This window comes from Chromatiales bacterium (assembly GCA_014323925.1).
GTDB lineage: Bacteria > Pseudomonadota > Gammaproteobacteria > Poriferisulfidales > Oxydemutatoraceae > SP5GCR1.
In genome coordinates, this window is record JACONC010000006.1 from 1 (window position 1) to 26864 (window position 26864).

Consider the following 26864-nt stretch of genomic DNA (forward strand, 5'->3'; position numbering starts at 1 on the left):
TCATATCTGGCATCAGTGTGTCACCTCTGGCTTCCCAGGCATTGCATATGCCCAAGCGTTTAGCTTACAATAAAATCAGCCGAATCTAAATATACCTGTCCTGGCATCGTACACGATCTTTAATTTAGTGGGTACTTAAGTATATAATACCGTCTCATAAACTTATATTCCGTTTGTATGTCTTCAAAACTCAATATTGCCAAAAGAGCAGCACTTGCCGCCGGTAGCATTATTGCCCAGAGTGCCAATTTTTTAAGTAAAATTAATATCAAACATAAAGCAGTAAACAACCCTGTCAGCAGCGTAGATCTTGCTTGCGAGCAAGAAATTATAAGGATTATACAAAAGGCCTATCCGCAACATTCAATTGTAGCTGAGGAAAGCGGTTTATTGGAAAATGACCGCGAATGGCAGTGGGTAATAGATCCTTTAGACGGTACCGCCAATTTTATCAGAGGAATTCCTCACTGCGCAGTGTCTATTGCACTAAAGCACAAAGAATTTGTGATTTTAGGTGTAATATATGACCCTTTCAAGAATGAATTATTCTTAGCCGAAAAAGGAGAAGGAGCAACCTTAAATCAGCGTAAAATAAGAGTCTCGGAACAGACGCACCTGGCGGGAGCGATGTTAGGAACCGGGCTTCCCTTTAGATTGGATCAAAATATAAAGCACGATGTTAAAGTACTGAGTTCTTTGCTGAAAGAGAAAGTACATATACGTCGCAAAGGTGCGGCTGCATTGGATCTGGCTTATGTTGCATGCGGACGTTTTGACGGCTTTTGGGAGTTTGGTTTAGCGCCGTGGGATATAGCGGCCGGTGAAATTATCATTAGAGAAGCTGGTGGCTTGGTTGCAGAAAGTAACGGTGGCTTGAAGCATTTAAGTTCTGGGAATGTAGTAGCTGCTAACGCTAAACTATTTAAGACTATTTTAGCGAAAATTAGTTCACTAAAAAGTAATGAGACTATATAAGAGAAGCAGATGAAGGAACACGATACAGATTTAACCCTAAGACACTGCATACAAAAAGTAGCTACAGGTCCGGAATATAGCAAGGACTTGAGTTTTAAAGAAGCACGCGAAGCAATGCGGAAGATACTAGATAGTTCAGTAGACCCGGTGCAAGCTGGTGTGTTTTTAATCGCATTGAGGATGAAACGTGAAACCGAAGATGAAAACAGAGGCACTTTGGAAGCTATACGCGAAACAATGGATATAGTAACAGCTCCCGTTGACACGGTTTTGGACATCGCTGACCCGTACGACGGCTTCTTGCGTCATCTTCCCATGTCTCCTTTCTTAGCTACGGTACTAGCAGCGTGCGGAATTCCTACATTTTCGCATGGCATAGAACAGCTAGGCCCTAAATATGGCTTGACATACGCCAAGGTTTTAAGAGCTGCCGGTTGTGATACTGGAAAGACGACTGAGGAAGCTGCCGGATTATTAGGCGATGTCGGTTGGGCTTATGTCGATCAAAGCCGATTTTGTCCGGCGTTGCACAAACTTGAGTCATTACGCAGCAGGATAGTGAAACGTCCTATACTAACGACAGTGGAGGTTTTAGCAAGCCCAATCAGAGGTAAAAAGAATACTCACTATGTAACAGGATATGTGCATAAAGCGTACCCACCTATTTACCTAGATCTAGCGCGCTTTTTATCTTTTGACTCGGCAGCAGTTGTAAAAGGCAACGAAGGTGGCATAATTCCCTCTTTGAAGCAGGCATCGCGTTTATTTGAATACCACGGCAACAGTGAAACACAAATGCGTGAACTAGATCCCGATAGTTGCGGGTTAAAACAGGCCGTGAGAGCGGTGCCAGTGCCGGACGATTTACCTGCAGCATCAGTGAAAAGCGATGCCATCGGGCCTGCCCACGATGTTGAAAGCATGGCTGAGGTTACTGCGGATATCGGCATTAGAGCTCTGCAAGGAGAAAAGGGTGTGGCACTTGACAGCCTAATCTACGGAGGTGCTATTATATTGTCTCACTTACGCAAACAATTATCTCTGCCTGAAGCAGCAAAGACAGTTGCTAAAAAAATTAGTAGCGGAGAAGCGTACGCCCGTTTTAAGGCAGCAGTGAATTAATATTGATGTAATACTAAAAGGAGAAACTTATGGATAAGTTTTATAGAGAAGCTACAACTAAGATGGAACAGGCGGGTGTGCAACCCGATTATATTATCGGCTGGCAAGGTGGTTATTTAGGACATCCTGAGCGCGAAGAGCAACGCGCAAGCGATGCCTATACAGCTGGTTATAAGGACGGTTCAGAAAAATCTTTAGAGAACATTTCGGCCTGGGCAAAGTCTTAACTCGAATCACCAATATTGATTTTTAACAAATCGCTTGACAGGCAAGGATATCCTTATATCTTTGCATTAATCCCAGGTGTAATTAAATAGTTCTATGTCTTTCGCATATTTTTCAGCTACCAGCGCGCGCGTTCTGTCCTTATATGCATCTTTATAACTGCCGGGACTACTGCTTTGTTTTTTCTCCGAAATAATATCAGATAGGTCTAAATCCACGGAGATTCTTTTTAGAACCTTGAACATGTCCGACTGGAAATTTTCAAACTGCCCTAGAAAATTGATTCTTTCCATTTCCAAGTAATAATGTTGGGGTAAAAAGTGTGGGTCACATAGATGATCAGGTACCTGCACTACGAAATCGACAAAATCTTCAAATTGCATATCCTTAAAATTTAGATCGCCGTAGCGTTTTATAAAATCCTTAAACTCTCCTTTTTCGTTATAGTACGAGTTGCTTTTAGAAAAAAATCTTGGTGGGTCATAAATTTTATTTTTATAACAGGAAAATAACCTATCCCACGGATCTCTGACAAATGAAAATCGATAATAATCCTTATATTGCTCAATATTTGATTCTTTCATGGTCAGGCGCTTCATCGCGTTATTTTTTGTGTGCACACCTAAGCCTTTGATGTCTATGTTTTCTAATTTTGCAAGGCAGGTTTTAATAGTCGTACAAGCGACCTTAGGAATAGAATAGTACATCACTTTATATCTATCAGAGTAATGCACTATTTTCGCTTTCTCAGTGGGAGATCTATATTTAGCCGTAGGCTTAAACTTGGATAGTAATTTATTTGCCGGTGTACCCATGCTGATTATGATTCTGGTTGCGTTAAGAAATTATCCAATACTTTAATGAGATTATCGTGTATATTGTATGATTCTATATCAAGTATGTATGTTACCGCCCACTTGCGATTTTCGCAACGGATTATTTTGCCTGCATATTCTCCTAGTATACGCCGCATATTAAAACCTGGTTCCCCGTCATAATGGCATTCAGAATATTCATCACTTCGCCGATTTAATAATATCGGGAAAGACTCTCTTCCGTTTATCCCGTCTTTTGCATCATGGCGATTATCTCTGATAATCTCTGCTAAATGGCGTGCTGTTGCGAATACGATCTTCTGCCTTTCCTGCATAAGTGTTGAATTATATATGTATCTATCTAGTAAATGAATGGCATACGCTGCAAATTCCACAAGTATGTCGAGTCGCTGTGCATTGCTCTCACTAGAGAAACCTTGGTTTTCCATATCTAACAACGATTGTGTAATGATACGCCATATATTGGTGCTGATAACACTTGCAGTTTCACTGTGAGTTCTAGCACCTTTTTCTAAATTCCAGCGAGTTTTTAATCGAACCATTGTATCGGAGTCATCAAACCTTAATCTATGCTTGTATAATGAATATATATCTAGTTTTTTGGGTATAAAACATTATAAACTTTTTTAATTTTTGCTGTAATGAAATATTCTATTAAAGATCTAAAGACTACAGTGCAGCATAATTGCAATATATCTGATGCTCGTCATGCAGGCAACTATTCAATGTGTGTTTACCTTCTTAAGATGCGCGAATACTTTCGCTGGGAGAAAGGTTACGGGTTTGGAGTACCTTTAGACCAGGCTGAGCTAGGTGCTTGGCTTTGTCATCGGGAGCGCGACTGGGATTCTATAAGATGCGAAGATTTTCAACCGTTATGTATTAACGAAAAGGCTTTTGATCCTTTTGATACAGATACCATCAATGATGAATTACTGTCTTATGGTTATGTTTATTCAGGTGGCATAGGGGCAAAATGCGTGCCACATTTTTTTATCGCAGAATACGAGTCGCAAAGTATCTATAAAAATTATCGAGTATTAGTATCGGCAAAGGAATACGCAAGAGATTTAACTGCGCCACCAGGCATGTACCTAGCAAAGACTATATTTATCAGAAAAGAGTCGTTAAAAAGAATGATCTGGGAAAAACTCAATGAATGGTATTGGAACCGTCCTCGTAATGCGATGGCGATAGCACTTTCTTATTATGATTTTGATAACGACATAGAAGGCTCTTTGCAGCGAATGACTGAAACTGAAGTGGAGACAATTCTTTTACACGAAATAGGAGAAATCGAGGCACATAAGTATCTGCCCGATGATTGGAGCCAAATATTACACCGCACCGGCGCTACAAAAATAGAGTTATTAATTCGTTCCATAAAAGACAACTTGGCCGATAGCATTGCTTTGTTGCCGGCTCTAGTCTCACAGCGCAAATCAGCATCAATACATTTTTACATAGCAAACCTGAGTACCATGCGCAAAGCATTATTTCCCAAGCTGGTCAGAGCCTATCAGGATTGGACGAAACATAAAGATTTTGTAGCTTTAGAATCGCTATTGCCGGCTGCCGAACAACACTGGCAAAGAAAAGCCTGCGACTTGTCGGAGTTGATTAGAAATGGTGAATGTGAGGATAAGCAAAATAACGAAGCACTGATAGCTCGATATGCCTTTTAATACCTGATGCAGTGATAAACAAAATCAGAATGCCATTTCAGTCTATATCGGAAGTTAAACCGCACTCGTTTATTTTTGAAAAAAACAGTGCTCTCTCGGCAACACTGTGCAGAGAAATGATTAATCGTTTTGAAGAGAGTGTGGAGGAACAATTCATCGGTCGTGCTGGACAGATGGCAGTGGAAAATTTAGCGATTAAACGTTCAACTGACTTATTAATTAGCGGAAAACAAAAGTGGAAAGATATAGATAAGGCTTTATTTAGTTCGCTTGCCTCTGCTATGCAGGAATTTAGAGCAGTATTTCCTTATTTTTCCGGTAAATTTAAGGATATGGGTTACGGTATGCAGCGTACTCGCAGTAATGAATACTACCATTGGCATATAGACGGAGGAAGCCACGAGTTCAGCCATCGCCAATTGGTTGCTATTTGGTACTTAAACGATGTGCCAGGGCCAGGCGGAGAAACCGAATTTCTTATCCAACAAGTTCGCATCAAACCCGAGCAAGGAAAATTATTATTATTTCCACCCTTTTGGACTCACGAACATAGGGGTGTAACTCTAGAGAAAGGAGTTAAATATATTGCCACCACCTGGGTGGTATTTGCTTAACAATCAAGTGTGGAAATTCTTTTTGAAAATACCGTAAAGATTAGTCTCTCCGGTCTATGTCAAACCATGCATCGTACAGGTTCTTACATTGTTTTTCAAAAAGTGGTAGAATGTCGCTTTTTAATACACCACAATTTTTAGGAGGCAAGTATTATGAATAGGAACTTTAAATTGAAAAAATCAATGAGGCTAGTAACCGCTACCTTGGCAGGTAGTTTGACCATGGCAGGTGCTGTATCTGCCGAAGGCGATATCTTTTCAATTCAGGAACTGCCCTCAGATTACATGATAGCCGGTTCTCATATGGACGGTAAATGTGGCGAAGGCAAGTGCGGAGAAATGAAGAAAGGCATGATGAGAGAAGGCATGTGTGGTTCAATGATGCATAAAGATATGGACGGTAAATGTGGTGAGGCTATGCACAGAAGTATGGAAGCTAAGTGCGGTGAGGAAATGCACAAAAGCATGGAAGGTATGTGCGGTGAGGAAATGCATAGTAAAGGTATGGAAGGTAAGTGTGGAGAAATGCATAAGGACATGATGATGGAAGGTAAGTGTGGCGAGGGTAAGTGCGGAGAAATGAAGAAGGACATGATGATGGAAGGTAAGTGTGGCGAGGGTAAGTGCGGCGAGGGTAAGTGCGGCGAGAAGATGTAAACTCAATCCGTGAAAAATCATTGATATAGATTTTTTCGGAACCATATGCTGGTTAAGTGTTCACTTAACCAGCATTTTTTTTATTAAGTACCTATAGATCGTCTAGCGCTATGCTAAAGTCGCTGTCGCTTTATTGAAGGCTTTATTCGTAGCGAAGTTCCACTCTTCTGTTCATAGCATTTGCGTAAGGGCTATTGCCTTCCACGGCCAATTCTTCCTTACCACGACTATCGACCCTTATAGCAGAAGGTGATACACCCATCTGCACCAATATCTCGGCAACGGCTTGTGCTCTTTTCAAAGCTAGTTCTTTGTTATAACGCGCAGATGCCACTGCATCAGAATGTCCCACCAAAGTTACACTGCCTCCATTGTTGATAAGATACTGAGAGTGCAGTTGCAATAAGTTAATACTTGTTGCCGGTACTACGGTGCTTTTATAATCAAAGTAAACAATTGCACGAGGCAAAGATGCCCCAGTTACCTGCCTTCGCCTCGGTTCATCACCGTATTCTTCATCAAACTCGTCGCTAAACTCTTCATCAAACTCGTCGCTAAACTCTTCATCAAACTCGTCGCTAAACTCTTCATCAAACTCATCGTTAAACTCTTCATCAAATTCTATATCGAACTCTTCGTCAAACTCCTCCTCCATTATTTCTTCTTCGGCACTAATTTCAACTACCTCGTCATCATCATCAAAGAACCAATCCCAAGTATTAGACATACTAGCACATCCAGACATGGCAAATAGTGTCGACAACCCGATCAAAAATAACTTCATTTTCATGCTAATTCCTTCCTTAATAGATTGTATTTTTATCCATTATATGAAACTATTCTAAAATAGTTATAAGTAGTAGTATAACACGGGCACTGAATAATTAAATCGATGCCGTAGAAAGTTATATGATGACTAGCTATTCCTTACCGTATAGCACGGTAGGTGCTGGTAGCATGCTATAATCAATAACACGATTAGCACTGATGAAACTGCAAATTCCTACCGATAATCGCCTTTTTATAGTATCTGCACCATCTGGTAGCGGCAAAACTAGTCTGATTAAAAGAGCTTTAGCGGAATTAAAAAACCTCAAGTTGTCAGTCTCACATACTACTCGCCTCCCCAGACCTAGAGAAAGAGATGGGCGCGATTATTTTTTTGTTGATGAAAGTACCTTTCAATCAATGATTGAGGACGGCGAATTTTTGGAATATGCGATGGTATTCGGCGCATACTATGGCACATCTAGGTTATTGATAGAACACGAATTAGCAAAAGGACACGACATTATAATGGAAATAGATTGGCAGGGTGCTAGACAGATAAGGAATTATTACCCTGACACTTTTTCTATTTTTATTTTACCACCCTCACTGGAGGTGTTACAGGAACGGTTACATAGACGTGCCCAGGACTCTAGAGCAGTAATCGCTTCTCGCATGAAGCAAGCGAGATTTGAGGCAAAACATTACAATGAATATAATTACACGGTCATAAACGACGATTTTGAACGTGCGAGTGCCGAGTTAATTAGTATTCTAGCAAAGAGAGGGGAACAAAGTGTGCTAGAAAAAGCCGAGAAATTACTTGATAAAACAGTTAGAGCATTAAATCTATGAGCAGAGACGATAGTACGATAAAAATTACTGATGCCGCGGCTCATCAAATACAGCAATCGCTAAAACCGCAAGAAATGAAAGCAATGAGCTTGAGATTGGCGATAATGCGCAATACGGATGGTAGCTTTCATTATGCAATGGGTTTAGATGACCAAAACTATGAAGATGATCTCAAATTGCAGAGTAATAATATCAATATAGTTGTCAATAGTGCCATGCTTGGTATGCTTAGAGGCATGACCATAGATTATGTAGAACTGGAAAAAGAACAATACAAATTTATATTCTTAAACCCTAACGATCCTTCGTACATACCACCCACTGATACGACCTAGGGTAGATCAGCTAATTAGCAATAATGTTTTCTGTGTTTGCGCCGGGTACCTGCGCGTTGCGAGATTATACCTTTAATATTTTTCATATCGGTTATATCAATGTCTGGATAACCGGGGTTTAATGCTTTGATTAAATATCTTTTTTCCTCTATACGCAATTGTCTGAAAATAAACTCACCATCCACTTCGGCAATAATATAGTCACCGTCCTTGGCATCGTTAGAGGGGTCTATGATGATGATTGAACCGTCAGGAAACTCCGGTGACATACTATCTCCTAGTACGCGCAAAGCAAACGATTCGTTTTCGTTGCAACCTGAGTCAACGAGTAAGTCATCCATATTTTTCAGTTTCCAGTCAATTTTAGGAACTAATAGCAAAAATCAAGTGATCTATTATATACTTAATTTCCAAATATTGTGTACGATGCCACGACAGGTATCTGACACTATAATCCGATGGTTGAATCCTGCATAGTTGTCATAGAGTAGATGATATATCATCATAGGCACAGACTAGGAAATCTTGTATACAGAACTTAAACAAGTAAACACAAGATCTCATAAGTCCTAAGCTACCTTTCAAACTCTATAATCAATAATGCCAGGGGTGTACCAATTGAAGTATTGAATCTTTTAGTTCATGGGTACATCAGTATGTCACCTCTGACTTTCCATGCTCTGCATATGTGAGGCGTTTAGCTTACACTAAAGAAGCCAAACCTAAATATACCTGTGCTATAATCCCATTTTTTATTTCTAATCCAAATAATATAGCTAATGAGTAAATGTGCCTTAATAACTGGTATTACAGGACAAGATGGTGCTTATCTTGCCGATCTTTTATTAGAGAAAGGCTATACTGTACACGGAATTAAACGACGCTCGTCCTTATTCAATACGCAACGCGTAGATCACTTATACAATAAGTTTCACGAGCATGGTCATGGATTTCACATGCACCATGGCGATATGACTGATGCTAGTAGCTTGATTCATATCATACAAAAAGCGCAACCTGATGAGATTTACAATATTGCTGCACAGTCGCATGTCCAAGTCTCTTTTGAAGAACCTGAATACACTGCAAACTCAGATGCTTTGGGGCCGCTTCGTATGCTGGAAGCGATTCGTACTTTAAGTAGCGATAACTCAATACGCTACTACCAAGCATCAACTTCCGAGATGTACGGTAGAACTACACAAAGCCCGCAAAACGAGGATACTCCGTTTCACCCCTGCTCTCCATACGCTGCAGCCAAGTTATATGCCTATTGGATTACGGTGATTTATCGAGAAGCCTACGGTATTTATGCAGCCAACGGCATTCTATTCAATCACGAATCAAAGAAGCGTGGAGAAACTTTCGTTACTCGAAAAATAACGCGCGGACTTGCCCGAATTAAGTGTGGTCTGCAAAATCATATCGCGTTAGGCAACCTCAATGCGTTGCGCGACTGGGGACACGCCAGCGACTATGTGGAAGCACAATGGCTCATACTACAGCAAGAAAAACCTAAAGATTATGTAATTGCGCTGGGCGAACAACGGTCGGTCCGCGAGTTCACTGAGGCCGCCGCACAACGTCTAGATATGTCGATAGAGTGGCACGGTAGCGGCATTGACGAACAGGGTATTGATAGCAAAACTGGGAAGATGGTTATCAAAGTAGACCCACGCTACTTTCGCCCCTTTGAACTGCCAGCTTTGAAAGGAGATGCTTCGCTTGCTCACACAGAGTTGGGTTGGCAGCCAAAAATTACTTTTGATGAACTCGTCGATGAGATGATCGCAGAAGATATCAGACTTGCAGAATTTGAAAAGCTAGTTCAATAAATGTTTTAATCTTTGCCGATTGTGATTGATAAAAATAGTACTATTTATGTTGCTGGGCATACTGGTATGGTCGGATCAGCCATCGTAAGGGCTCTGAACACACACGGTTACGACCAACCTATAACAGCATCTCACAAACAATTAGACTTATGTGATACGCATGCGGTGCGCCAGTTTTTTAAGTCAAATAAAATTGACTGTGTGATCGTCGCAGCTGCGAGAGTCGGTGGCATTTATGCGAATAACACTTTCCCCGCTGAGTTTATATATCAAAATCTGATGATCGAGCTGAATATAATTCATGAAGCGTGGCGTTGCGGTGTAGAAAACCTTGTGTTTCTCGGAAGTTCATGCATCTATCCACACAAAAGCGAACAACCTATGCGAGAAGCGGCGTTGCTGTCTGGATATTTAGAGGCTACCAATGAACCGTATGCGGTAGCGAAAATTGCCGGTATCAAATTATGCGAATCGTATAACCGTCAATATGGTACTGATTACCGGTCACTGATGCCGCCTAATTTATACGGACCAGGCGATAACTTTCACTTAAAAAATAGTCATGTCTTAGCGGCTTTGGTACGTCGTTTCCACGAGGCTAAAGAAGAGCGAAAGAGCAAAATTGAGATTTGGGGCACGGGTAAGGTCAAGCGTGAGTTCCTTCATGTAGACGATTTGGCGTCAGCTTGTCTGTATATTATGCAGCTAGAAAAAGCTGTCTATCAAAAAAAGATTACAGCACAGCAGTCGCATGTCAATGTCGGGTCTGGAGAGGAGATCACAATTGCCGACTGCGCTAAGCTGATTGGGAAAATCGTCGGCTTCGATGGAGAGATTGCCTTTGATACATCCAAGCCAGATGGCACACCACGAAAATTAATGGATGTCTCGTTAATACATAGCCTCGGCTGGCGACACAGTATAAGTTTAGCCGACGGTCTGCCGTCATTCTACCAGTGGTTCCTCGACAACCAGGACAAATTTCGCGGTAAATAAAACTTTAGATTAATAGAGATATATAACGATCAACAAGTAGCGCAGCAAACAGTAGCATCAAATAAACAACGGAAAAGCCGAAGGTCTCCATTGCGTATTTAGGTCCGCGTCTGTACCGTAAAATAATACCGTAGTATATGAAGACCGCATTAAGCAATATCGCCGAGAATAAATAAATCGAACCGGATAGCGCAGTTGCATACGGGAGCATGGTCACCAGTGTGAGCAAAACGATATATAGTAATATCTGCAAACGCGTAAAGTCTTCACCGTGAGTGACCGGCAACATCGGCACACCAGCAGCGGCATATTCTTCTTTTCTATACATTGCAAGTGCCCAGAAGTGTGGCGGCGTCCAAACAAAAATAATTAAAAATAATAAAAATGCTCCAAAATCCAACTGTCCAGTAGCAGCTACCCAACCCAGCATCGGCGGCGTGGCACCGGCAGCACCGCCGATTACTATATTCTGAGGAGTGGCGTACTTTAAGAAGCGCGTATAGACGACGGCATAGCCGACTAGTGATAGCAAGGTTAAAACAGCAGTAAGCATATTAACCCAAAACATTAGTATCACAGTGCCAATAATTCCTATTGTGATAGCAAAAATAAGTACTTCGCGAGTAGACAATGCACCGCTAGGTAGTGGACGGTCTTTGGTGCGCTGCATTAACGCATCTATTTTGCGATCTGTAGCATGGTTTATAGCAGCAGCGGCAGCCGAAACTAATGCAATCCCTGTCATTGCTGCAATCATCGTACTAAAAGACAGTGTTAGCGGAGCAGCCATTAGCATACCCACCAGTGCAGTAAACAGCATCAGCACGACGACCCTAGGCTTACAAACCTCAAAGTAATATTTAGCGCGGCCGAGCATAATATTCGTTGGTTGCGCAGAGTAAATCACTGTCTCTGACTCAGTGATTGTGATCGTGACACGCGCAATAGTAGCAATAATGATAGCACCAATAGTATGGCAACTGCATTGTGCGAAACTGCAACTACTATCGGTAATGAAAATAAAATATTTGAAATCCCCAAAGCGATTTGACCAACCAACAATATGCTAATGCCCAATGCCACTCGTCTGATTAAAGGTGAACCATGAATAAATAACTTCGTTAAAAAGACTACAAAGAAAGCGGTCACAATCAATGCCCCCAAACGATGTGAAAAATGAATCGCAGTGCGTTGCGGGCTGTCCAACACTCCGTATTCATAATTGCGATCATCACCGGAAAACTGAAACGCCTCTTTATAGTTGGCCTCAGGCCACCATTGCCCTTGACATTGCGGAAAATCTATACAGGCTAATGCTGCATAATTAGAACTCGTCCAGCCACCAAGCGTTATTTGTATGACCAGTAAAATCAGCGCAACAACCGTCGTTTTATAAAACGGCGATGGTACAGATACCACGGTATCGCTATTGAACCAGCGCGCTAAATATAGCCACCACAACAGCGCAAGTATCGTAAAACCGCCTAATAAATGAGCAACAACAACGACTGGCTGTAACAACATAGTAACCGTCCACATACCTAACACAGCTTGAAAAACAACCAGCCCCAGCAGGACCAACATAGTTTTTCGGTGACGCAGGCGTGCAATCAACGCAAAAATTGTTAAAAGCAAAATAATCAAACCTAAGCCTCCGGCAAAATATCGGTGCACCATCTCATTCCATGCTTTATCTATTGCCACCTGCCAACCGGGGTATATTTGCTGTGCTTTTTCTATTTCGGTCTGTCCTTCAGGGACGCCCCACAAGTGTCCGTAGCATCCAGGCCAATCAGGGCACCCTAATCCGGCATCAGTGAGACGTACATACGCGCCCAGCACAATGACCAGCAAAGTCACTATTGCGGCGATTCCTATACCGTTCAGGAAATAACGCTCTTGATTAGCCAATTTTAGATGCCCTCAATAATCGCTTGAAGTCCTTGATGATGTCTCGCGAGTAAACATCCGCAGCATAGTTCAGAACCAAATTACCTTTCGGGTCTGCAATATAGATTTTATTTTGCTTTAACGCTGACCTGGATGAGTGCAGTGCTTCATTTATTTGATAGACAGAAAATGCCGGATATTTAATCAATAAATCGCTTAATTGAGGAGAGAGTGTAGCCTCAGGAGTTAAATACAAGGTGTGCACCCGTGCCGCATCACGCCCTAAAACTAATCTAGCTTGCCGTATCTTAAACAAGTTAGCTTGACAGTACAGATCACAGGCTGCAGTCCCGTTAAAAAATAACAGCCACCGGCCATCAAGCAACAGTGGTGTGCTATTTATATGGTCCCCTTGAGCAGTTTTAATCGGGCGAAAATCAGTAGCAGCGAGCACTTGCCCAGATGGCACTAAATCTCCTCGTGCGGTCGACTTAAATTCAAACCAGTGCTGCCCGAAATAGAGCACGCAGGCAATTAGCAAAGGCCCCGCATAAGCAAAGAACACACCAATTAACTTCAAACGAGATAGCTGTTGCTCTTTCATCTTCTTCGCTTTAAGTTCAGTGCTAGTAGCAAAATAATTGGCATTGCAGCGAGCGCAAACCATTGAACCGCATACGCTAGATGTTTGTCAGCAGACATCGGGATAATCTGCCACTTTCTTTGATAGCCTCCGCTTTGCTGCGGAGACATACGCACTACCATAGGCATAAGCGAGGATCCTAACAAATCACCTAAGGCAATAAAGTCTAGATACTGGACAATGCGCGGCCAACCGACTTCACCGACTGTGGCACCAGAAAGCGCAAACGGTTTGCCGAACGGTATGTAGATTGTACCAACGATGTTGTTGATCTCTGTAGTCACGCGGACATCGGGTATATCCTTGCGTACCGCACCCATTGCTACCCAACCGCGATCAATCAATACCGTACGACCGTCGTCCAATTCCATTGGCGTCAACACATTGAAACCGACGCGCCCGTCCAACACTTGGTTATCCAACAAAAACTGCCGATCCGACAACAATCGCCCGTTTAGTCGGACACGACGATAACGCCATTTTTCTAAATCATCATCAACCGATGGTAACCCACTGCTCGGTTCTGCTACTTGTCTTTGCTGGTATTGTTCTAAAATTTGCCTCTTTTGGTACATGCGCTCAAGTTGCCAACGCCCCAATCCGGCTAACAACGAGGACACCAATACAGTTGCTAAAATAGCCAAAAGCGGCGGAGAGAAACGATAATGCCCTAAGTTCATAACGAATATAGTGTAATATAACCGCTGGTATTATTATATTTATATGCTTATGTGGTTAAAGATAATCGTTTTAATATTGTTCTTGGCAATCATCGCAAGTCTGAGTTCAGCCCTTTTTACTATGATAAAAAATAACGGGCAAAGCAATAAGACCGTCAATGCACTAACTCTGAGGGTTGCCTTATCGATCATTACTTTTGTCTTGCTGATAGTAGGTTATGCTATGGGTTGGATTCAACCGCACGGTCTCGTGCCTATGTGACAGCTGTGCTTTGACACATAACCTCTTAGACCCAGTAAACAAATACAAATAAGCCCAACCATACCACATCAACGAAATGCCAATACCAGGCCGCAGCCTCAAAGGCAAAGTGTTTTTGTGGGGTGAAATGCCCGGAGATGCTACGGACCAGAATGACGAGTAATATTATAGCGCCTAGTGTGACATGTAGTCCGTGAAAGCCAGTGAGCATAAAGAAGGTCGATCCGTAAATCCCTGATTTTAATGTCAAGTTTAAGTCGTTGTAAGCGTGCATATATTCGTATCCCTGTAGAACTACAAAGATGAACCCCAAAGCAACAGTTAAGAATAAACCAAGGATCAAAACCCTGCGATTGTTTGCTCTTAGACCATGATGCGCCCATGTCACTGTGCCGCCGCTAGTCAGCAGTATCAAAGTATTGAGTGCCGGAATCCCCCAGGCGCCTATAGTCTGAAACTCACCACCAATTGTCGATGGCCCGTTCGCTGTCATCGGCCATAGCGCTTCAAATGAAGGCCATAGATAAAAGTTAGTCGCCGCCCCTGTTGCGTCGCCACCCAGCCATGGCAGTGAGAACATACGAGCATAGAATAGTGCACCAAAAAATGCTGCGAAGAACATGACTTCGGAGAAAATAAACCATAGCATCCCCCAGCGAAATGACATATCTACTTGATTATTATAGGCACCCGTCTCACTTTCTTTTATCACTGTGCCAAACCAGCCGAATAGCATCACTAAAAGTATCGCAAAGCCTAAGCCCATCAACGGCAATCCGAAAGATGCTTCGTTGAGCATCGCCGATACACCAATGAAAATAGCCGCCAAAGCAACTGAACCAATGATCGGCCAATGGCTACCATGTGGGATGTAATATGCGGTTTGTGTAACCATAAATTTCCTCTCTTCTATGTCTTCTTTTTCAAATTGTTTTGTTGCATCGCTTGTTCACTAACATCGAAGAATGTGTAGGACAGCGATATGGTTGATAAGTGTTCGGGCAAGTCAGGGGAGACCAGGAAGCGTACCTCCATATCTTGGGTTTCGCCGGCACGGAGCATTTGTTTATCAAAACAAAAGCATTCTATCTTCTTGAAATGCGCAGTTGCTGCAACCGGCGAAATACTTGGCACAGCTTGGCCGACCATATCATTTGTAGTTAAGTTTTTAACTCGATAGTGAGTGGTATAGGTTTGACCTGGATGTACTGAGATTTTTGCGGTCTGTGGTTCAAACCGCCAATTCATCGATAGATTTCTATTGGCGATAAACTCAATTGTGACCTCACGAGAAGTATCCACTGTAATAGGCTCAATCTCCACTACCTCAGTGCGGCCAACCTTGCCATTTAACCCAGTTAACTCGCAAAAAGCATCGTATAAAGGTACCATCAAATAACCGAAACCGAACATGGCTACTGCGACCATCGCAAGCTTAAAGCCGATTACGCTATTTTTTCTCCGTTGCTCAATCATCTGTATGCAACTATAAAATAAAATCCAATATAAATGGCTACAGCTATCAAAGCGACGGTTATCGCAGTCAGCTTAATATTCGTCTGCTTAGACACAAGCATTACTATTTGATAACCGGCGGGGTCGTAAAGCTATGGTAAGGAGGAGGTGATGCAAGTGTCCACTCAAGTCCTTCGGCACCTTCCCATACTTCGTTGGTCGCTTTTTTGCCTGAGCGTATAGTGGCCCAGACGATATATAAAAATAATAACTGCGCCAAGCCGAAGCCGAATGCACCAATACTCGCTAGCATGTTGTAATCGGCGAATTGTAGGTTGTAGTCGGGTATACGACGCGGCATGCCGGCAAGCCCGACAAAGTGCATCGGAAAGAAGGTCAGGTTGACGAATATAGTTGACAACCAGAAGTGCCATTTTCCAAGTGTCTCGTTATACATATGGCCAGTCCATTTTGGCAACCAGTAATAAACCGCTGCCATAATCGCAAAGATAGAACCCGGCACTAACACATAATGGAAATGCGCAACAACAAAATAAGTATCATGGTATTGATAGTCTGCCGGAGTAATCGCCAACATCAGTCCGGAAAATCCACCAATGGTAAACATAACGATAAAGCCTATCGCAAATAACATGGGTGTCTCAAAAGTCATCGCACCGCGCCACATTGTTGCAACCCAGTTGAAAATTTTAACCCCAGTCGGTATCGCGATCAGCATCGTTGCTAGCATAAAAAACAATTGCCCAGCAAGTGGCATCCCGACCGTGAACATGTGATGTGCCCAAACTATAAACGACAAAAATGCAATAGATGCCGTAGCATAAACCATTGAACTATATCCGAACAGAGGCTTCCTCGCAAAAGTCGGCAGAATGCTTGAAATAACCCCGAAAGATGGCAGAATTAAGATATAAACCTCAGGATGTCCGAAAAACCAGAATATGTGCTGAAACATCACCGGATCCCCACCGCCGGCAGCATTAAAGAAACTAGTGCCGAAGAACTTATCTGTTAATAGCATGGTGACTCCCCCAGCTAGAACCGGCATCACCGCAATCAATAGGTATGCGGTGATCATCCAGGTCCAAACAAACAAAGGCATCTTCATCAAGGTCATACCTGGCGCGCGCATATTAAGAATGGTTGCGATGACATTAATCGCACCCATAATCGAGGACATCCCCATAAGATGTATTGCGAAAATCACTAGCGGTAGTGCCGCACCAGTTTGCAGTGTTAGGGGAGGATACAATGTCCACCCACCAGCCGGCGCACCGCCTGGCACGAACAGGGTTGCAAGCAGCATTGAAAACGCAAACGGTAAAATCCAAAAGCTCCAATTGTTCAAACGCGGCAAAGCCATGTCGGTGCCGCCGACCATCATTGGAATCAGCCAGTTTGCCAAGCCAGTAAAGGCCGGCATCACCACACCGAAAATCATAATCAGCGCATGCATTGTGGTCATAGAATTGAAAAATTGCGGGTCGACGATTTGTAAACCGGGCTCGAACAACTCGGCGCGTATAATCATCGCCATTGCTCCACCAATAAAGAACATAATCATTGCAAACCATAAATACAAAGTTCCTATATCTTTATGGTTAGTAGTAAACAACCAACGTTTGATGCCTGATTCAGGTCCTTCTTGATGATGCGCGTCTGCAGCTAATGTACTCATATCTATAAACTCCTGTTTGATTTAACTCGTCGGCTTTATTGTAGGGCTGTTTGTTGCGGTTGGCTATGTGATTGTAACCACTGCTGGTACTCATTTTCATCAACCGCGCGCACCACTATCGGCATAAATCCATGATCGCGCCCGCATAATTCTGCGCATTGACCACGATACACACCAGGTTTATCTATTTTGGCCCAAGACTCATTGATAAAGCCGGGTATCGCATCCTTTTTCACCGCTAGATCTGGCACCCACCACGCATGTAGAACATCGTTCGATGTAATTAAAAATCGGACTTTTTTACCTACCGGCAACACCAGTTCATTGTCTACTTCAAGCAAATAGTTTTCACCTTTTCCTTGAACATTGTATATTTGCTCTCGTGGTGTAGCGAGCCTGCTAAAAAAATCAACCTTTTCATCTAAATATTCATAGTGCCACATCCACTGATATGCGGTAACTTTTACTGTTAAATCGGCGGCCGATGTATCCTCCATCTCGATTAAAACATTAGTTGCTGGAATTGCCATGCCGATAAGAATAGCCAGTGGTACTAAAGTCCAGGCTATTTCGGCAGTTGTGCTTTCATGGAATTGTGCTGCTTTGTGACCGACTGATTTGCGATGTTTAATCATTGAAATGATCATCACACCAAATACGACGACCCCAATGACAACACAGATCCAGAAGATTAGCATGTGCAGATCGAATACCTTAGCACTAATATCGGTCACGCCAGTTGTCATGTTGTAAGGTTGCAGGTCGGCGAAGACGCTCTGTGATAAAAATACCAAACAAGTGGTTATTCCTATTTTCGGTTTTTTTTGTGTCATTTTTTTGCCTTGCTCAGGTTTGGTGTATTGCCTTATTTATTGCACGAGCTAACTGGTATTTTTCGCTATCGTCTAGTGGTTCGCCGATCTCCATTTTTAACTGGTGCACCCCCAACCATAACTGCTGACGGTGCTTTGTTCGAGGTGAAGGACAAACAAATGCCCTTGACCACGCTTTAGGGAAAAGGCGGCTTTGCTCAATCTTATTGCGTTGCCGAATACACACTTCAATGTTTTTGTCGGCGATGGTGATCGTTTCCACGCGCGAGAGTTTGTTCAGACAAAAATAGAGTGCCAGTCCAAGTGCCAACATCTCAATGCCAGCAAAAGGAATAACCAGCCATAATCCATGCCATACACAAACAAACGTAATTGCAAAAGAAATACAAAGCGTTGTCAAGAAAAAAATCTGGTTCCCGCGCACCGACAACGATGGGGTCTGATAAACAGTAAATCTTGCCATTTGACTCTAATTTCAGTACTCAGTTGTCTCGTATAAAGGCACTGATTATACCATGATTTATTTACTTATTTAGGAACGCCTAGACGAATAAGTCATATATTTGGGTTCTGCCTTAACACAGGGAGAAACAAGAATATAGAGCTCTGCTTCACCTCGGCAATATAGATATCTAGGTATGTGATCTATTTCTAAGTTTTTGCTCGCAAAACCAGGAATAGCATACTTAGACATCTTCTCCGATTCTTTAGAAAGGCGAATAACCGCCTGTTTCCAACTTTGGGCTGCCGAGAGCTTTAACATATAAGCCATGCACGATATTATGTTGATTCGGGTGCGGCCTGGTTGACTGATATACGGTTTCGCTGCATAATGGCGGGCGGTGATTTTGTGCCATGTTGACTTATCGTGGGTGGGCAATGCACCTATCTCAACGGCAAAAGTTGTAGCGCTTCGCGCCGCTATCCTTGGTCGTCGGTTTCTTTTGTATAATCGCTGTCTAGTAGTCTGCAGATATTTCAAAAATACATGCTTGGGAGCTTTTAAGGCTATCTGACTTATGGTGTATGGGTTTAACTGCGGCCAATATCTTTTATAGCGCATTAATTTATAATAACCTATTAAAGGCCCTAATACTTTATGTTTTTCTGCCAAGAATACTTTGCATATATGGCTAACTATACCAGAGTGGCTAGACAGCATAAATATATCCCAAGGCACTTTATGACTTGCGGCTAAAACCTTCGGAAATGTAGGCAAAACATAGCCGTCGTCTTCTAATACGCAGGCTATATCTATACCGTTTTTTATCATTAAATTATAAACCTTCAGATGGCTTAATAGACAAGCGACCGTTCCCGTATCTCGGCACTTTTTATATATGGTCTCTAGGCAGGAACCTTCTATATCCACTTGCTTAGCAATCTGTGCACGATTCTTTTTTGAGCACAGATCATGTTTATCTATCCCCTCAACGAAACTATACTTCAACGAAAACGCATCTAGCTGTCTTTGCATGTATAACCTTCGCTCCGGAGTACGCGCAAGGTTAATAATATAAATAGGTGGGTTTTGCATTACTTATTGCTTACCTTACAATAGATTATATTGATCGCCAATTGATCCTTTCCCGGTTATAGGGTTGTGGCTAAAATCATAACTTTATTATAAGTAGCTTCCTCTGTAGATGCTACCAGCATCAAGTGTCCTGAGCTATCAATCGCCTCGTGAATCTAAATATACCTTTATTTACTGAGAAATGAGCATGAAAACTCTCTTTCAAGACGGCATCAAAAAAGGGAAGACTACATGGTTTGACATTGTTATGGCATAACAATGAATACCGCATAACACTGGATGTGGTATGATAAGCCTCTTAACAGAAATCGTATCATTGAAGGAGAACGGAATGGAGTTATTGGGACATTTGTTTTATTTTGTGTTGTGTAGCGCATTAATAATAATCGCCTGGATGGTATTCTTATTTTTCAATAATTTAATAGACCAAATACAAAGTAGCGTCATACAAGGTTTCTGGGGTAGCGTGAATACGGTAGTGCTATTGGCAGCTATAGGCGTTATTGTTTATTATTATGCGTTCAGTTTTTTTTCTGGTGTCCTACTTATTATGATATTAGCTTTCCTAATCTATGCCATTAAAAAAGCAGTAACTGGCACGACTTTAGTTAAGCGTTAACGCAAGAAAAGCTGATAAGCAGGGTTACCCGATTCGTCTTGGTATTGGTAGCGCGACTGTTGCATAGCCTTTTTGAATTCTCCGATTTTATTTTTCGGCACTTGCACCCCGGCGAGGATACGCCCGTATTCAGCTCCGTGATTGGAGTAATGGAACAGGCTGATGTTCAAGTCTTGAGTTGCAAAATATTCCAAAAACTCCAACAAAGCACCAGGTCTCTCGGGAAATTGAAAGCGGCATAGTTGCTCGTTGCGTCGGTTATCGTTGAGATGTCCTCCGACCATGTGCCGAATATGCAATTTTGCCATTTCGTTGTCAGATAGATCAATGACTTCGTAGCCTTTATCGAGCAAGGCAGCAATGGTTTGTGGTTTGTCACTCTGGGGATTCTCAAACTCTAAACCGACGAACACACGAGCCTCGGCTTTATCGGAATAACGATAATTAAACTCAGTGAGTTTTTGTTTACCTATGGTGCGACAAAACTCAACGAAGCTCCCCGGCCGCTCCGGTATTGTCACCGATAACAAGGATTCGCTACCGGCTCCGATTTCATAACGTTCAACGACATGTTTTAAGCGATCAAAATTTATATTTGCTCCTGAGATGATAGCAACCAGGACATTGTCGGTGCATCGGTGATGCTCTATATAATTCTTCATACCAGCGATTGACAGTGCACCAGCCGGTTCCAACAGGGTGCGGTTTTCATCAAAGTTATCTTTGATAGCAGCGCATATCTCGTCGGTGCTCACCAATACAACTTCATCTACTAATGCTTTAGCAATCCTAAAAGTCTCATCACCTACGCGTCTAACTGCAGTGCCGTCAGAGAATAAACCCACTTTATCCAGAGTAGTCGCCTGACCGCGTTGTAAAGCGGTATACAAGGTTGGCGCATCGCTAGGTTCAACACCAATGATTTTTGTTTGCGGACGAAACTTTTTCAAATAAACGGCGACACCGGCAATCAATCCACCGCCACCTACCGGCACAAATACAGCATCTATAGGTTGTCGGCATTGTTCGTGTATTTCCTTGCCTATGCTACCTTGCCCAGCGATGACTTGGGGGTCGTCGTATGGATGTACGAAGATATGATTATTTTGCTTGGCAAACTCAACTGCATATCCATACGCTTCATCGTAGGTGTCTCCGTAGCGCAAAATATTAGGGTTAAATAACGCAACCGCTTTGACTTTAATTGGTGGCGTGGTGAGTGGCATCACTATAGATGCGTTGACACCTAATTTCCTAGCTGATAGAGCAACACCCTGAGCGTGGTTACCTGCCGATGCGGCAACGATACCTGCTTGCTTTTGCCTATCGGATAATAGCGCAATTTTATTGTATGCACCACGTAACTTAAAAGAGAATACCGACTGTTGATCTTCTCTTTTTAGAAAAATGCGTTGCCCAAAGCGGTGCGACAAATAATTAGTGGGCTGCAATACGCTAACACAAGCTACTTCATATACCTTGCATTTTTCTATCGCCGCTATATAGTCGTCGAATATATAGTTTTCTTTGCTATTGGAAATATCTTTAGTCATTAAACTGATTCGTAATGAATAATAGTATAATCTAACTTAATGCAACAATCGTATGTTCGTAAATGATAATGTCTGCGGTAACGCTTAAAAAAATGGTTGCCGAAGCGGCCATAAATTACATCCGCTCTGGTGATTTAATCGGTTTAGGGACAGGTTCTACAGTAGATTATTTTATCAATGCACTCGCCGGTATAGCTAATCGCATAGAGGGCGTAATCGCAAGTTCAATGCGCACTGAGAAACAACTACAGGCATTAGGTATACCAGTGATTGATTTAAATGCTGCTGGCACTTTGCCTATATATATAGACGGGGCCGACCAAGCCGATAAAAATTTGTATTTGATTAAAGGTGGAGGCGGGGCGCTTACTCGCGAGAAAATCATCGCCGCGGCAAGCACTCGCTTTGTGTGCATTGTAGACGAGTCTAAAATCGCCCAGCCTTTCGGTACTTTCCCGTTAGCAATAGAAGTGGTTGCGATGGCACGTAGTTTCGTTGCTCGCGAACTGGTGAAAATAGGTGGCGTGCCCAAATGGCGAGAAGGCTTTTTGACCGACAACGGCAATATTATTTTGGATGTTGCGGCACTGGATATGAGCAATCCTCTAAAACTTGAGAGTGATATTAATCAGATTACTGGCGTCGTAGCATCCGGTCTATTCGCCAAGAGACCGGCTGACGAACTGCTCGTAGCAGGTTGCAAAGGTATACAAACTATACATCGTGGAAATTAGTCAGCAGTGTAGTATTATACAAGCAATTAATTAGAGTAATTTTTAATCATGTCGTTTACGTCGTTTATAGATACAGAATTTCATCAAGCAATTGTATCCTTTGCTTACTATTTAGGAGCTGTTGTGTTTGTAGCATTCATAGCACTCGTAATAGCAGTGATCGTAATGTATATCGTTGATGCCACCCAATCACAGCATACTATCAGAAAAAACTACCCAGTATTAGGACGGTTTAGATATTTATTCGAAAGGTGGGGTGAGTTTTTTAGACAATATTTCTCTGCTTTAGATCGTGAAGAACTGCCTTTCAATAGAGCTCAACGAAGTTGGGTTTATCGTGCTGCCAAGCAGCAAGATACCACTGTGGGGTTTGGTTCTACTAAAGATTTACGTCCGGCCGGAAGTATTTTGTTCGTCAACTGTCCCTATCCTACTCTAGATGCAGATGCTGCCGAGGTAAGCTCTATCACCATCGGACCGCATTGTCTAAATCCTTATAGCACCTCTGCTCTGGTCAATATCTCCGGTATGAGTTACGGCGCTATTTCCAAACCAGCAGTATTGGCTCTGTCCAAAGGTGCGAAAATGGCCGGATGCTGGATGAATACTGGTGAGGGAGGTTTAAGTCCTTATCATCTAGAGGGAGGAGCTGACATTGTTTTTCAAATTGGTACCGCAAAAAACGGTGTCAGAACTTATGATGGTCAACTAGATGATAAGAAGCTCGCCGAGGTTGCGTCACATCCTCAGGTCAAAATGTTTGAAATTAAACTGAGTCAAGGTGCGAAGCCCGGTAAAGGTGGTTTGCTTCCGGCAAGCAAAGTGACTGCGGAGATTGCCGAGATACGCGGCATAGAGATTGGGAAAGATGCCATTAGTCCAAACCGCCATCCTGATATAAATAGCAATTCGGACTTGCTCAATGTAATCAATCATATGCGTGAAATTACTGCCAAACCAGTTGGATTTAAGGCCGTGTTAGGTGCCTACGGTTGGCTGTCTGAACTATGTCAAGAGATTATCGAGCGCGGTATTGAATCGGCACCCGACTTTATCACCATTGATAGTGCAGATGGTGGCAGCGGGGCAGCTCCCATGCCATTGATTGACGATATGGGTTTGCCGTTGCGAGAAAGTCTGGCAATGCTCGTAGATACGCTTGAAAAATATAATTTGCGCAATCGCATTAAAGTAATTGCATCGGGAAAACTCATTACACCGCCTGATGTAGCTTGGGCATTGTGCGTGGGTGCTGATTTTGTCACCTCAGCGCGTGGCTTTATGTTTGCATTAGGTTGCATACAAGCATTGAAATGTAATAAAAACACCTGTCCAACAGGGATTACGACACACGACCATAAGTTGCAGAAAGGGTTGGTGCCGGAGGATAAAGCGATACGCGTATGCAATTACGCAAAACGGTTGGTCTACGAAACTGGCGTTATTGCCCATTCTTGCGGTGTTTCAAATCCTCGGCAATTATGCCGCTCTCATGCTCGCGTTGTAGCAGAGAACGGTTTATCTATTCCGTTGAACGAGCTATATCCTGCCGCTTGATTGAGTGCTCTTGCTTGGCTAATACACTACAGTGTCAGGGTCTATACTGCGCCATAGATACCAGGTTGCGACCGTCCGCCAAGGTTGCCAGAGACTAGTAATTTTATACAGTCTCTTAGTAGAAATTTTTTTGCCACAGTTGTACTCTTTGTAGATTGCATGCAGCAATCCCAGATCTCCGAGCGGCAATACATCAGGGTATTTCATATAGAAAATGGCAAACATCTCAAATGTCCATTGCCCTACGCCTTTAATAGCAAGTAAGGTGCTTTGCAACTCTTCGGGTTCACAGCGATGCCAATATGCAGGGGTTATCTTTTTATGGACAAAGAAATATGCGATGTTCTTGAGATATTGTGCCTTTTGTGCCGACAATCCGCACCGTCGTAAAGTTTTAAAATGACAATTGTAGATAGCGGATGGTTTCAGGTTATCGAAATGTGCTTCTAACTTTAGCCAAATACTATCCGCTGCCCGCACTGATATTTGTTGACCGACAATGGCACGGCACAGTGTTATAAAAGCATCTTGCCCCCCGCTTAAATAACTAGTTCTGAAGCAGGCTATCAGGTTTGCCATCACTGGGTCACGAGCAGACAATTCCGTGCACGCCTGTCGCCAGTATTGAGGATATTTATCGGATGTCACTATCGGCAGGTTCTTTTAGCTCAAGCGGTATACCTACATCGGATTTGTATTTTTGCTGAGTTTGCCATAACGATGCATATAAACCACCCTGGTCAAGTAACGCTTGATGGGTCCCACGTTCCACTATGCAGGCTTTGCTCATCACTAGAATTTTATCGGCACTCACCACCGTCGACAAGCGGTGTGCAATAACCAGTGTTGTTATTCCGAGTGCGATTTCATCCAATAACTTGAGTATAACTTTTTCCGAATGAGTATCTAGATTAGAAGTTGCTTCATCAAACACCAGTATCATAGGTTTCTTTAACAATGCTCTAGCAATAGCAATTTTTTGCCGCTCACCGCCAGATAATTTCAGCCCTCGCTCGCCGACTACTGTATCGTACCCTTGTGGCAGGGCGGTAATAAAATCATGCAACCCGACCTGCCGGGAAATTTCAACAACATCTTCTCGACCTACTTTGTGAGGGCTACCATAAGCAATATTAGTGTAGAGGCTACGATTGAATAACACAGTGTCCTGCGGGACGATGCCGATGACAGATCTGAGGCTTTGTTGTTTATAGTCGCGTACATCTCTGCCGCCTACTAAAATGTGTCCGCTAGTGACATCGTAAAAACGAAACAACAGACGAACTAGGGTAGATTTCCCAGATCCTGAAGGTCCCACGATTGCGACTTTAGCTCCGGCTGGCACGACAAAAGACACATCTTTTAATATCGTTCGTTGCGGGTAGTAGGCAAAACTAATATTATTGAACACAATATCTTTGGTTTTAGCGTTTTCAGAAACTGCTATAGCCCCTACGCTATCTTTGATCTCTTGTTCACGTCCAAGCAACTTCAGTATCATATCCATATCGGCAAGTGCATAACGGACCGCTCTATAGACTATACCCAGTGTGCTTAACGGCATGAATAATTGCAGCATCATAGTATTAATCAGTATCAAATCACCCAAACTCAAATTGTTGTCTAGCACACCGTGTGCGGCAAATAGCATTACGATGCTAACGCCAATTGCGATAATAAGACCTTGACCGAAGTTCAACAAAGACATAGTTGTTTGGCTTTGCACTGCAAACTGTTCCCAATCCTTTAATAAGCCAGCGTAGCGGCTACATTCAAATGCCTCTTTATTAAAATACTTAACAGTTTCATAGTTGATGACGCTGTCTACCGCAAGCCCATTGGCTTGTGAGTCAAGCTCGTTCATCTTATAGCGAAATTGCATGCGCCAATTAGTCAATAATACAGTGAATACTATATACATGCCGACCGTTGTAAAAACCACACCACCGAACCACGGCTCGTACAAGCTAAACAAGTAAATCGCAACCAGCACAAATTCAACGATAACCGGCAAAATATGGAATACCATATAATTCAGTATCGTAGCAATACTCTGTGTGCCGCGCTCTAAGTCTCTGAATATCGCCCCAGTTTCGCGCGTCAAATGAAATCGTAGCGACAGTTCGTGTAAGTGGTGTAGCACTTGAGTGGACAGCTGGCGCATTGCGCGATAACGCACTCGCGCAAAGATAATATCTCGCAACTCGTTAAATAAACTGGTTAATGCCCGCAATCCTCCGTAACCGAGTAACAGAGCAATTGGTACCACCACCAACTGCGTATCTGATGCATCAAGCCTATCAACAATTTCCTTTAACACCAACGGTACGCCTATCACCGCCAATTTGGCGAACACTAGGCTGACTAAAGCAAGCACGACACGACCGCGATATTGCCAAATATACGGTGTGATACACCTCAGGTTAGACCAGTCGTTGTGGCTATTTTCAGGTGCCACAATACGCCGCACATAAGAGGTGAACATAAGAAACAGATATT

The 26864-nt window shown here is 42.7% G+C and carries 31 protein-coding genes; 14 read left to right on the forward strand and 17 right to left on the reverse strand.

Annotated elements, in window-relative coordinates; translation table 11 throughout:
* The first annotated feature begins 177 nt into the window (after positions 1-177).
* Genes GDA45_03660 through GDA45_03670 form a run of 3 tightly spaced genes read left to right on the forward strand, consistent with a single transcriptional unit; the run spans position 178 to position 2324 of the window.
* On the forward strand, positions 178-975 hold the full coding sequence (locus tag GDA45_03660) for an inositol monophosphatase (protein MBC6414016.1): 798 nt from the start codon (positions 178-180) through the stop codon (positions 973-975).
* A gap of 9 nt (positions 976-984) precedes the next feature.
* The gene (locus tag GDA45_03665; GenBank protein MBC6414017.1) at positions 985-2097 is read left to right on the forward strand and encodes an anthranilate phosphoribosyltransferase; all 1113 of its coding nucleotides are present in this window, start codon (positions 985-987) and stop codon (positions 2095-2097) included.
* A 29-nt stretch (positions 2098-2126) separates the two neighbouring features.
* Positions 2127-2324, forward strand: coding sequence for a hypothetical protein (locus GDA45_03670; protein ID MBC6414018.1), 198 nt, complete (start codon positions 2127-2129; stop codon positions 2322-2324).
* Between the two features lie 66 nt (positions 2325-2390).
* Here the strand turns inward: GDA45_03670 and GDA45_03675 are convergent, their stop codons facing one another.
* Complete coding sequence (locus tag GDA45_03675; protein ID MBC6414019.1) at positions 2391-3137, reverse strand: sulfotransferase family 2 domain-containing protein; 747 nt, start codon at positions 3135-3137, stop codon at positions 2391-2393.
* 5 nt (positions 3138-3142) lie between these two features.
* A complete protein-coding gene (locus tag GDA45_03680; protein MBC6414020.1) occupies positions 3143-3700 on the reverse strand; it encodes a hypothetical protein in 558 nt (185 codons plus the stop codon).
* 99 nt (positions 3701-3799) lie between these two features.
* On the opposite strand from GDA45_03680, the gene GDA45_03685 reads away from it, so the two are divergent.
* The 3 genes from GDA45_03685 to GDA45_03695 all read left to right on the forward strand — a co-directional run bounded on the left by GDA45_03685 (position 3800) and on the right by GDA45_03695 (position 6114).
* Positions 3800-4843, forward strand: coding sequence for a hypothetical protein (locus tag GDA45_03685; GenBank protein ID MBC6414021.1), 1044 nt, complete (start codon positions 3800-3802; stop codon positions 4841-4843).
* Between the two features lie 29 nt (positions 4844-4872).
* Positions 4873-5457 carry a 2OG-Fe(II) oxygenase gene (locus GDA45_03690; protein MBC6414022.1) on the forward strand — a complete coding sequence of 195 codons (585 nt, stop codon included), beginning with the start codon at positions 4873-4875 and terminating at the stop codon, positions 5455-5457.
* 153 nt (positions 5458-5610) lie between these two features.
* Positions 5611-6114: a hypothetical protein gene (locus GDA45_03695; protein ID MBC6414023.1), complete on the forward strand. Its 504-nt coding sequence runs from the start codon at positions 5611-5613 to the stop codon at positions 6112-6114.
* Positions 6115-6256: 142 nt separating this feature from the next.
* On the opposite strand, the gene GDA45_03700 is transcribed toward GDA45_03695, so the two are convergent.
* Positions 6257-6904, reverse strand: coding sequence for an OmpA family protein (locus tag GDA45_03700; protein ID MBC6414024.1), 648 nt, complete (start codon positions 6902-6904; stop codon positions 6257-6259).
* Positions 6905-7101: 197 nt separating this feature from the next.
* Between GDA45_03700 and gmk the strand changes: the two genes are divergently transcribed.
* Positions 7102-7737: a guanylate kinase gene (gene gmk / locus GDA45_03705; GenBank protein ID MBC6414025.1), complete on the forward strand. Its 636-nt coding sequence runs from the start codon at positions 7102-7104 to the stop codon at positions 7735-7737.
* Complete coding sequence (locus GDA45_03710) at positions 7734-8072, forward strand: iron-sulfur cluster assembly accessory protein (GenBank protein MBC6414026.1); 339 nt, start codon at positions 7734-7736, stop codon at positions 8070-8072. The genes gmk and GDA45_03710 overlap by 4 nt, the downstream gene beginning before the upstream one ends.
* Before the next feature lie 14 nt (positions 8073-8086).
* On the opposite strand, the gene GDA45_03715 is transcribed toward GDA45_03710, so the two are convergent.
* The gene (locus tag GDA45_03715) at positions 8087-8413 is read right to left on the reverse strand and encodes a S24 family peptidase (GenBank protein MBC6414027.1); all 327 of its coding nucleotides are present in this window, start codon (positions 8411-8413) and stop codon (positions 8087-8089) included.
* 438 nt (positions 8414-8851) lie between these two features.
* Here GDA45_03715 and gmd point away from each other — a divergent pair, with 438 nt between their 5' ends.
* Positions 8852-9907 (forward strand): GDP-mannose 4,6-dehydratase, encoded by a 1056-nt coding sequence (gene gmd / locus GDA45_03720; GenBank protein MBC6414028.1) that lies wholly within the window; start codon positions 8852-8854, stop codon positions 9905-9907.
* 24 nt (positions 9908-9931) lie between these two features.
* Positions 9932-10903, forward strand: a complete 972-nt coding sequence (locus GDA45_03725) for a GDP-L-fucose synthase (GenBank protein MBC6414029.1) — start codon at positions 9932-9934, stop codon at positions 10901-10903.
* Positions 10904-10907: 4 nt separating this feature from the next.
* Here GDA45_03725 and GDA45_03730 read toward each other — a convergent pair whose 3' ends face one another.
* The 4 genes from GDA45_03730 to GDA45_03745 are packed head-to-tail and all read right to left on the reverse strand — an operon-like array spanning position 10908 to position 14116.
* A complete protein-coding gene (locus tag GDA45_03730; protein MBC6414030.1) occupies positions 10908-11780 on the reverse strand; it encodes a protoheme IX farnesyltransferase in 873 nt (290 codons plus the stop codon).
* Between the two features lie 26 nt (positions 11781-11806).
* Positions 11807-12790 (reverse strand): COX15/CtaA family protein, encoded by a 984-nt coding sequence (locus GDA45_03735; protein MBC6414031.1) that lies wholly within the window; start codon positions 12788-12790, stop codon positions 11807-11809.
* Positions 12791-12806: 16 nt separating this feature from the next.
* Positions 12807-13397 (reverse strand): hypothetical protein, encoded by a 591-nt coding sequence (locus GDA45_03740; protein MBC6414032.1) that lies wholly within the window; start codon positions 13395-13397, stop codon positions 12807-12809.
* A complete protein-coding gene (locus tag GDA45_03745; protein MBC6414033.1) occupies positions 13394-14116 on the reverse strand; it encodes an SURF1 family protein in 723 nt (240 codons plus the stop codon). Before GDA45_03745 ends, GDA45_03740 begins: the two co-directional genes overlap by 4 nt.
* 49 nt (positions 14117-14165) lie before the next feature.
* Here GDA45_03745 and GDA45_03750 point away from each other — a divergent pair, with 49 nt between their 5' ends.
* Positions 14166-14378, forward strand: coding sequence for a twin transmembrane helix small protein (locus tag GDA45_03750; protein MBC6414034.1), 213 nt, complete (start codon positions 14166-14168; stop codon positions 14376-14378).
* Positions 14379-14403: 25 nt separating this feature from the next.
* Here GDA45_03750 and GDA45_03755 read toward each other — a convergent pair whose 3' ends face one another.
* The 6 genes from GDA45_03755 to GDA45_03780 all read right to left on the reverse strand — a co-directional run bounded on the left by GDA45_03755 (position 14404) and on the right by GDA45_03780 (position 19902).
* Complete coding sequence (locus GDA45_03755) at positions 14404-15273, reverse strand: cytochrome c oxidase subunit 3 (GenBank protein ID MBC6414035.1); 870 nt, start codon at positions 15271-15273, stop codon at positions 14404-14406.
* Between the two features lie 14 nt (positions 15274-15287).
* Entirely contained in the window at positions 15288-15854 is a 567-nt protein-coding gene (locus GDA45_03760) for a cytochrome c oxidase assembly protein (GenBank protein ID MBC6414036.1), read from the reverse strand.
* Positions 15855-15957: 103 nt separating this feature from the next.
* Positions 15958-17532: a cytochrome c oxidase subunit I gene (ctaD, locus tag GDA45_03765; protein ID MBC6414037.1), complete on the reverse strand. Its 1575-nt coding sequence runs from the start codon at positions 17530-17532 to the stop codon at positions 15958-15960.
* 35 nt (positions 17533-17567) lie between these two features.
* Complete coding sequence (gene coxB / locus GDA45_03770; GenBank protein MBC6414038.1) at positions 17568-18365, reverse strand: cytochrome c oxidase subunit II; 798 nt, start codon at positions 18363-18365, stop codon at positions 17568-17570.
* Between the two features lie 13 nt (positions 18366-18378).
* Positions 18379-18828 (reverse strand): DUF2244 domain-containing protein, encoded by a 450-nt coding sequence (locus tag GDA45_03775; protein MBC6414039.1) that lies wholly within the window; start codon positions 18826-18828, stop codon positions 18379-18381.
* 69 nt (positions 18829-18897) lie between these two features.
* On the reverse strand, positions 18898-19902 hold the full coding sequence (locus GDA45_03780; GenBank protein ID MBC6414040.1) for a glycosyltransferase family 25 protein: 1005 nt from the start codon (positions 19900-19902) through the stop codon (positions 18898-18900).
* A gap of 331 nt (positions 19903-20233) precedes the next feature.
* On the opposite strand from GDA45_03780, the gene GDA45_03785 reads away from it, so the two are divergent.
* A complete protein-coding gene (locus tag GDA45_03785) occupies positions 20234-20521 on the forward strand; it encodes a hypothetical protein (protein ID MBC6414041.1) in 288 nt (95 codons plus the stop codon).
* Here the strand turns inward: GDA45_03785 and ilvA are convergent.
* Positions 20518-22074, reverse strand: coding sequence for a threonine ammonia-lyase, biosynthetic (ilvA, locus tag GDA45_03790; GenBank protein ID MBC6414042.1), 1557 nt, complete (start codon positions 22072-22074; stop codon positions 20518-20520). The two genes, GDA45_03785 and ilvA, sit on opposite strands and share 4 nt — an antisense overlap.
* Positions 22075-22142: 68 nt before the next feature.
* Here ilvA and rpiA point away from each other — a divergent pair, with 68 nt between their 5' ends.
* Both rpiA and GDA45_03800 read left to right on the forward strand, forming a co-directional pair.
* Positions 22143-22808: a ribose-5-phosphate isomerase RpiA gene (rpiA, locus tag GDA45_03795; GenBank protein MBC6414043.1), complete on the forward strand. Its 666-nt coding sequence runs from the start codon at positions 22143-22145 to the stop codon at positions 22806-22808.
* A 48-nt stretch (positions 22809-22856) separates the two neighbouring features.
* Positions 22857-24365, forward strand: coding sequence for an FMN-binding glutamate synthase family protein (locus tag GDA45_03800; protein ID MBC6414044.1), 1509 nt, complete (start codon positions 22857-22859; stop codon positions 24363-24365).
* Between the two features lie 18 nt (positions 24366-24383).
* Here the strand turns inward: GDA45_03800 and GDA45_03805 are convergent, their stop codons facing one another.
* Positions 24384-25013, reverse strand: a complete 630-nt coding sequence (locus GDA45_03805) for a DNA-3-methyladenine glycosylase 2 family protein (protein ID MBC6414045.1) — start codon at positions 25011-25013, stop codon at positions 24384-24386.
* Positions 25000-26850, reverse strand: coding sequence for an ABC transporter ATP-binding protein/permease (locus tag GDA45_03810; GenBank protein MBC6414046.1), 1851 nt, complete (start codon positions 26848-26850; stop codon positions 25000-25002). Before GDA45_03810 ends, GDA45_03805 begins: the two co-directional genes overlap by 14 nt.
* Positions 26851-26864: the final 14 nt, after the last annotated feature.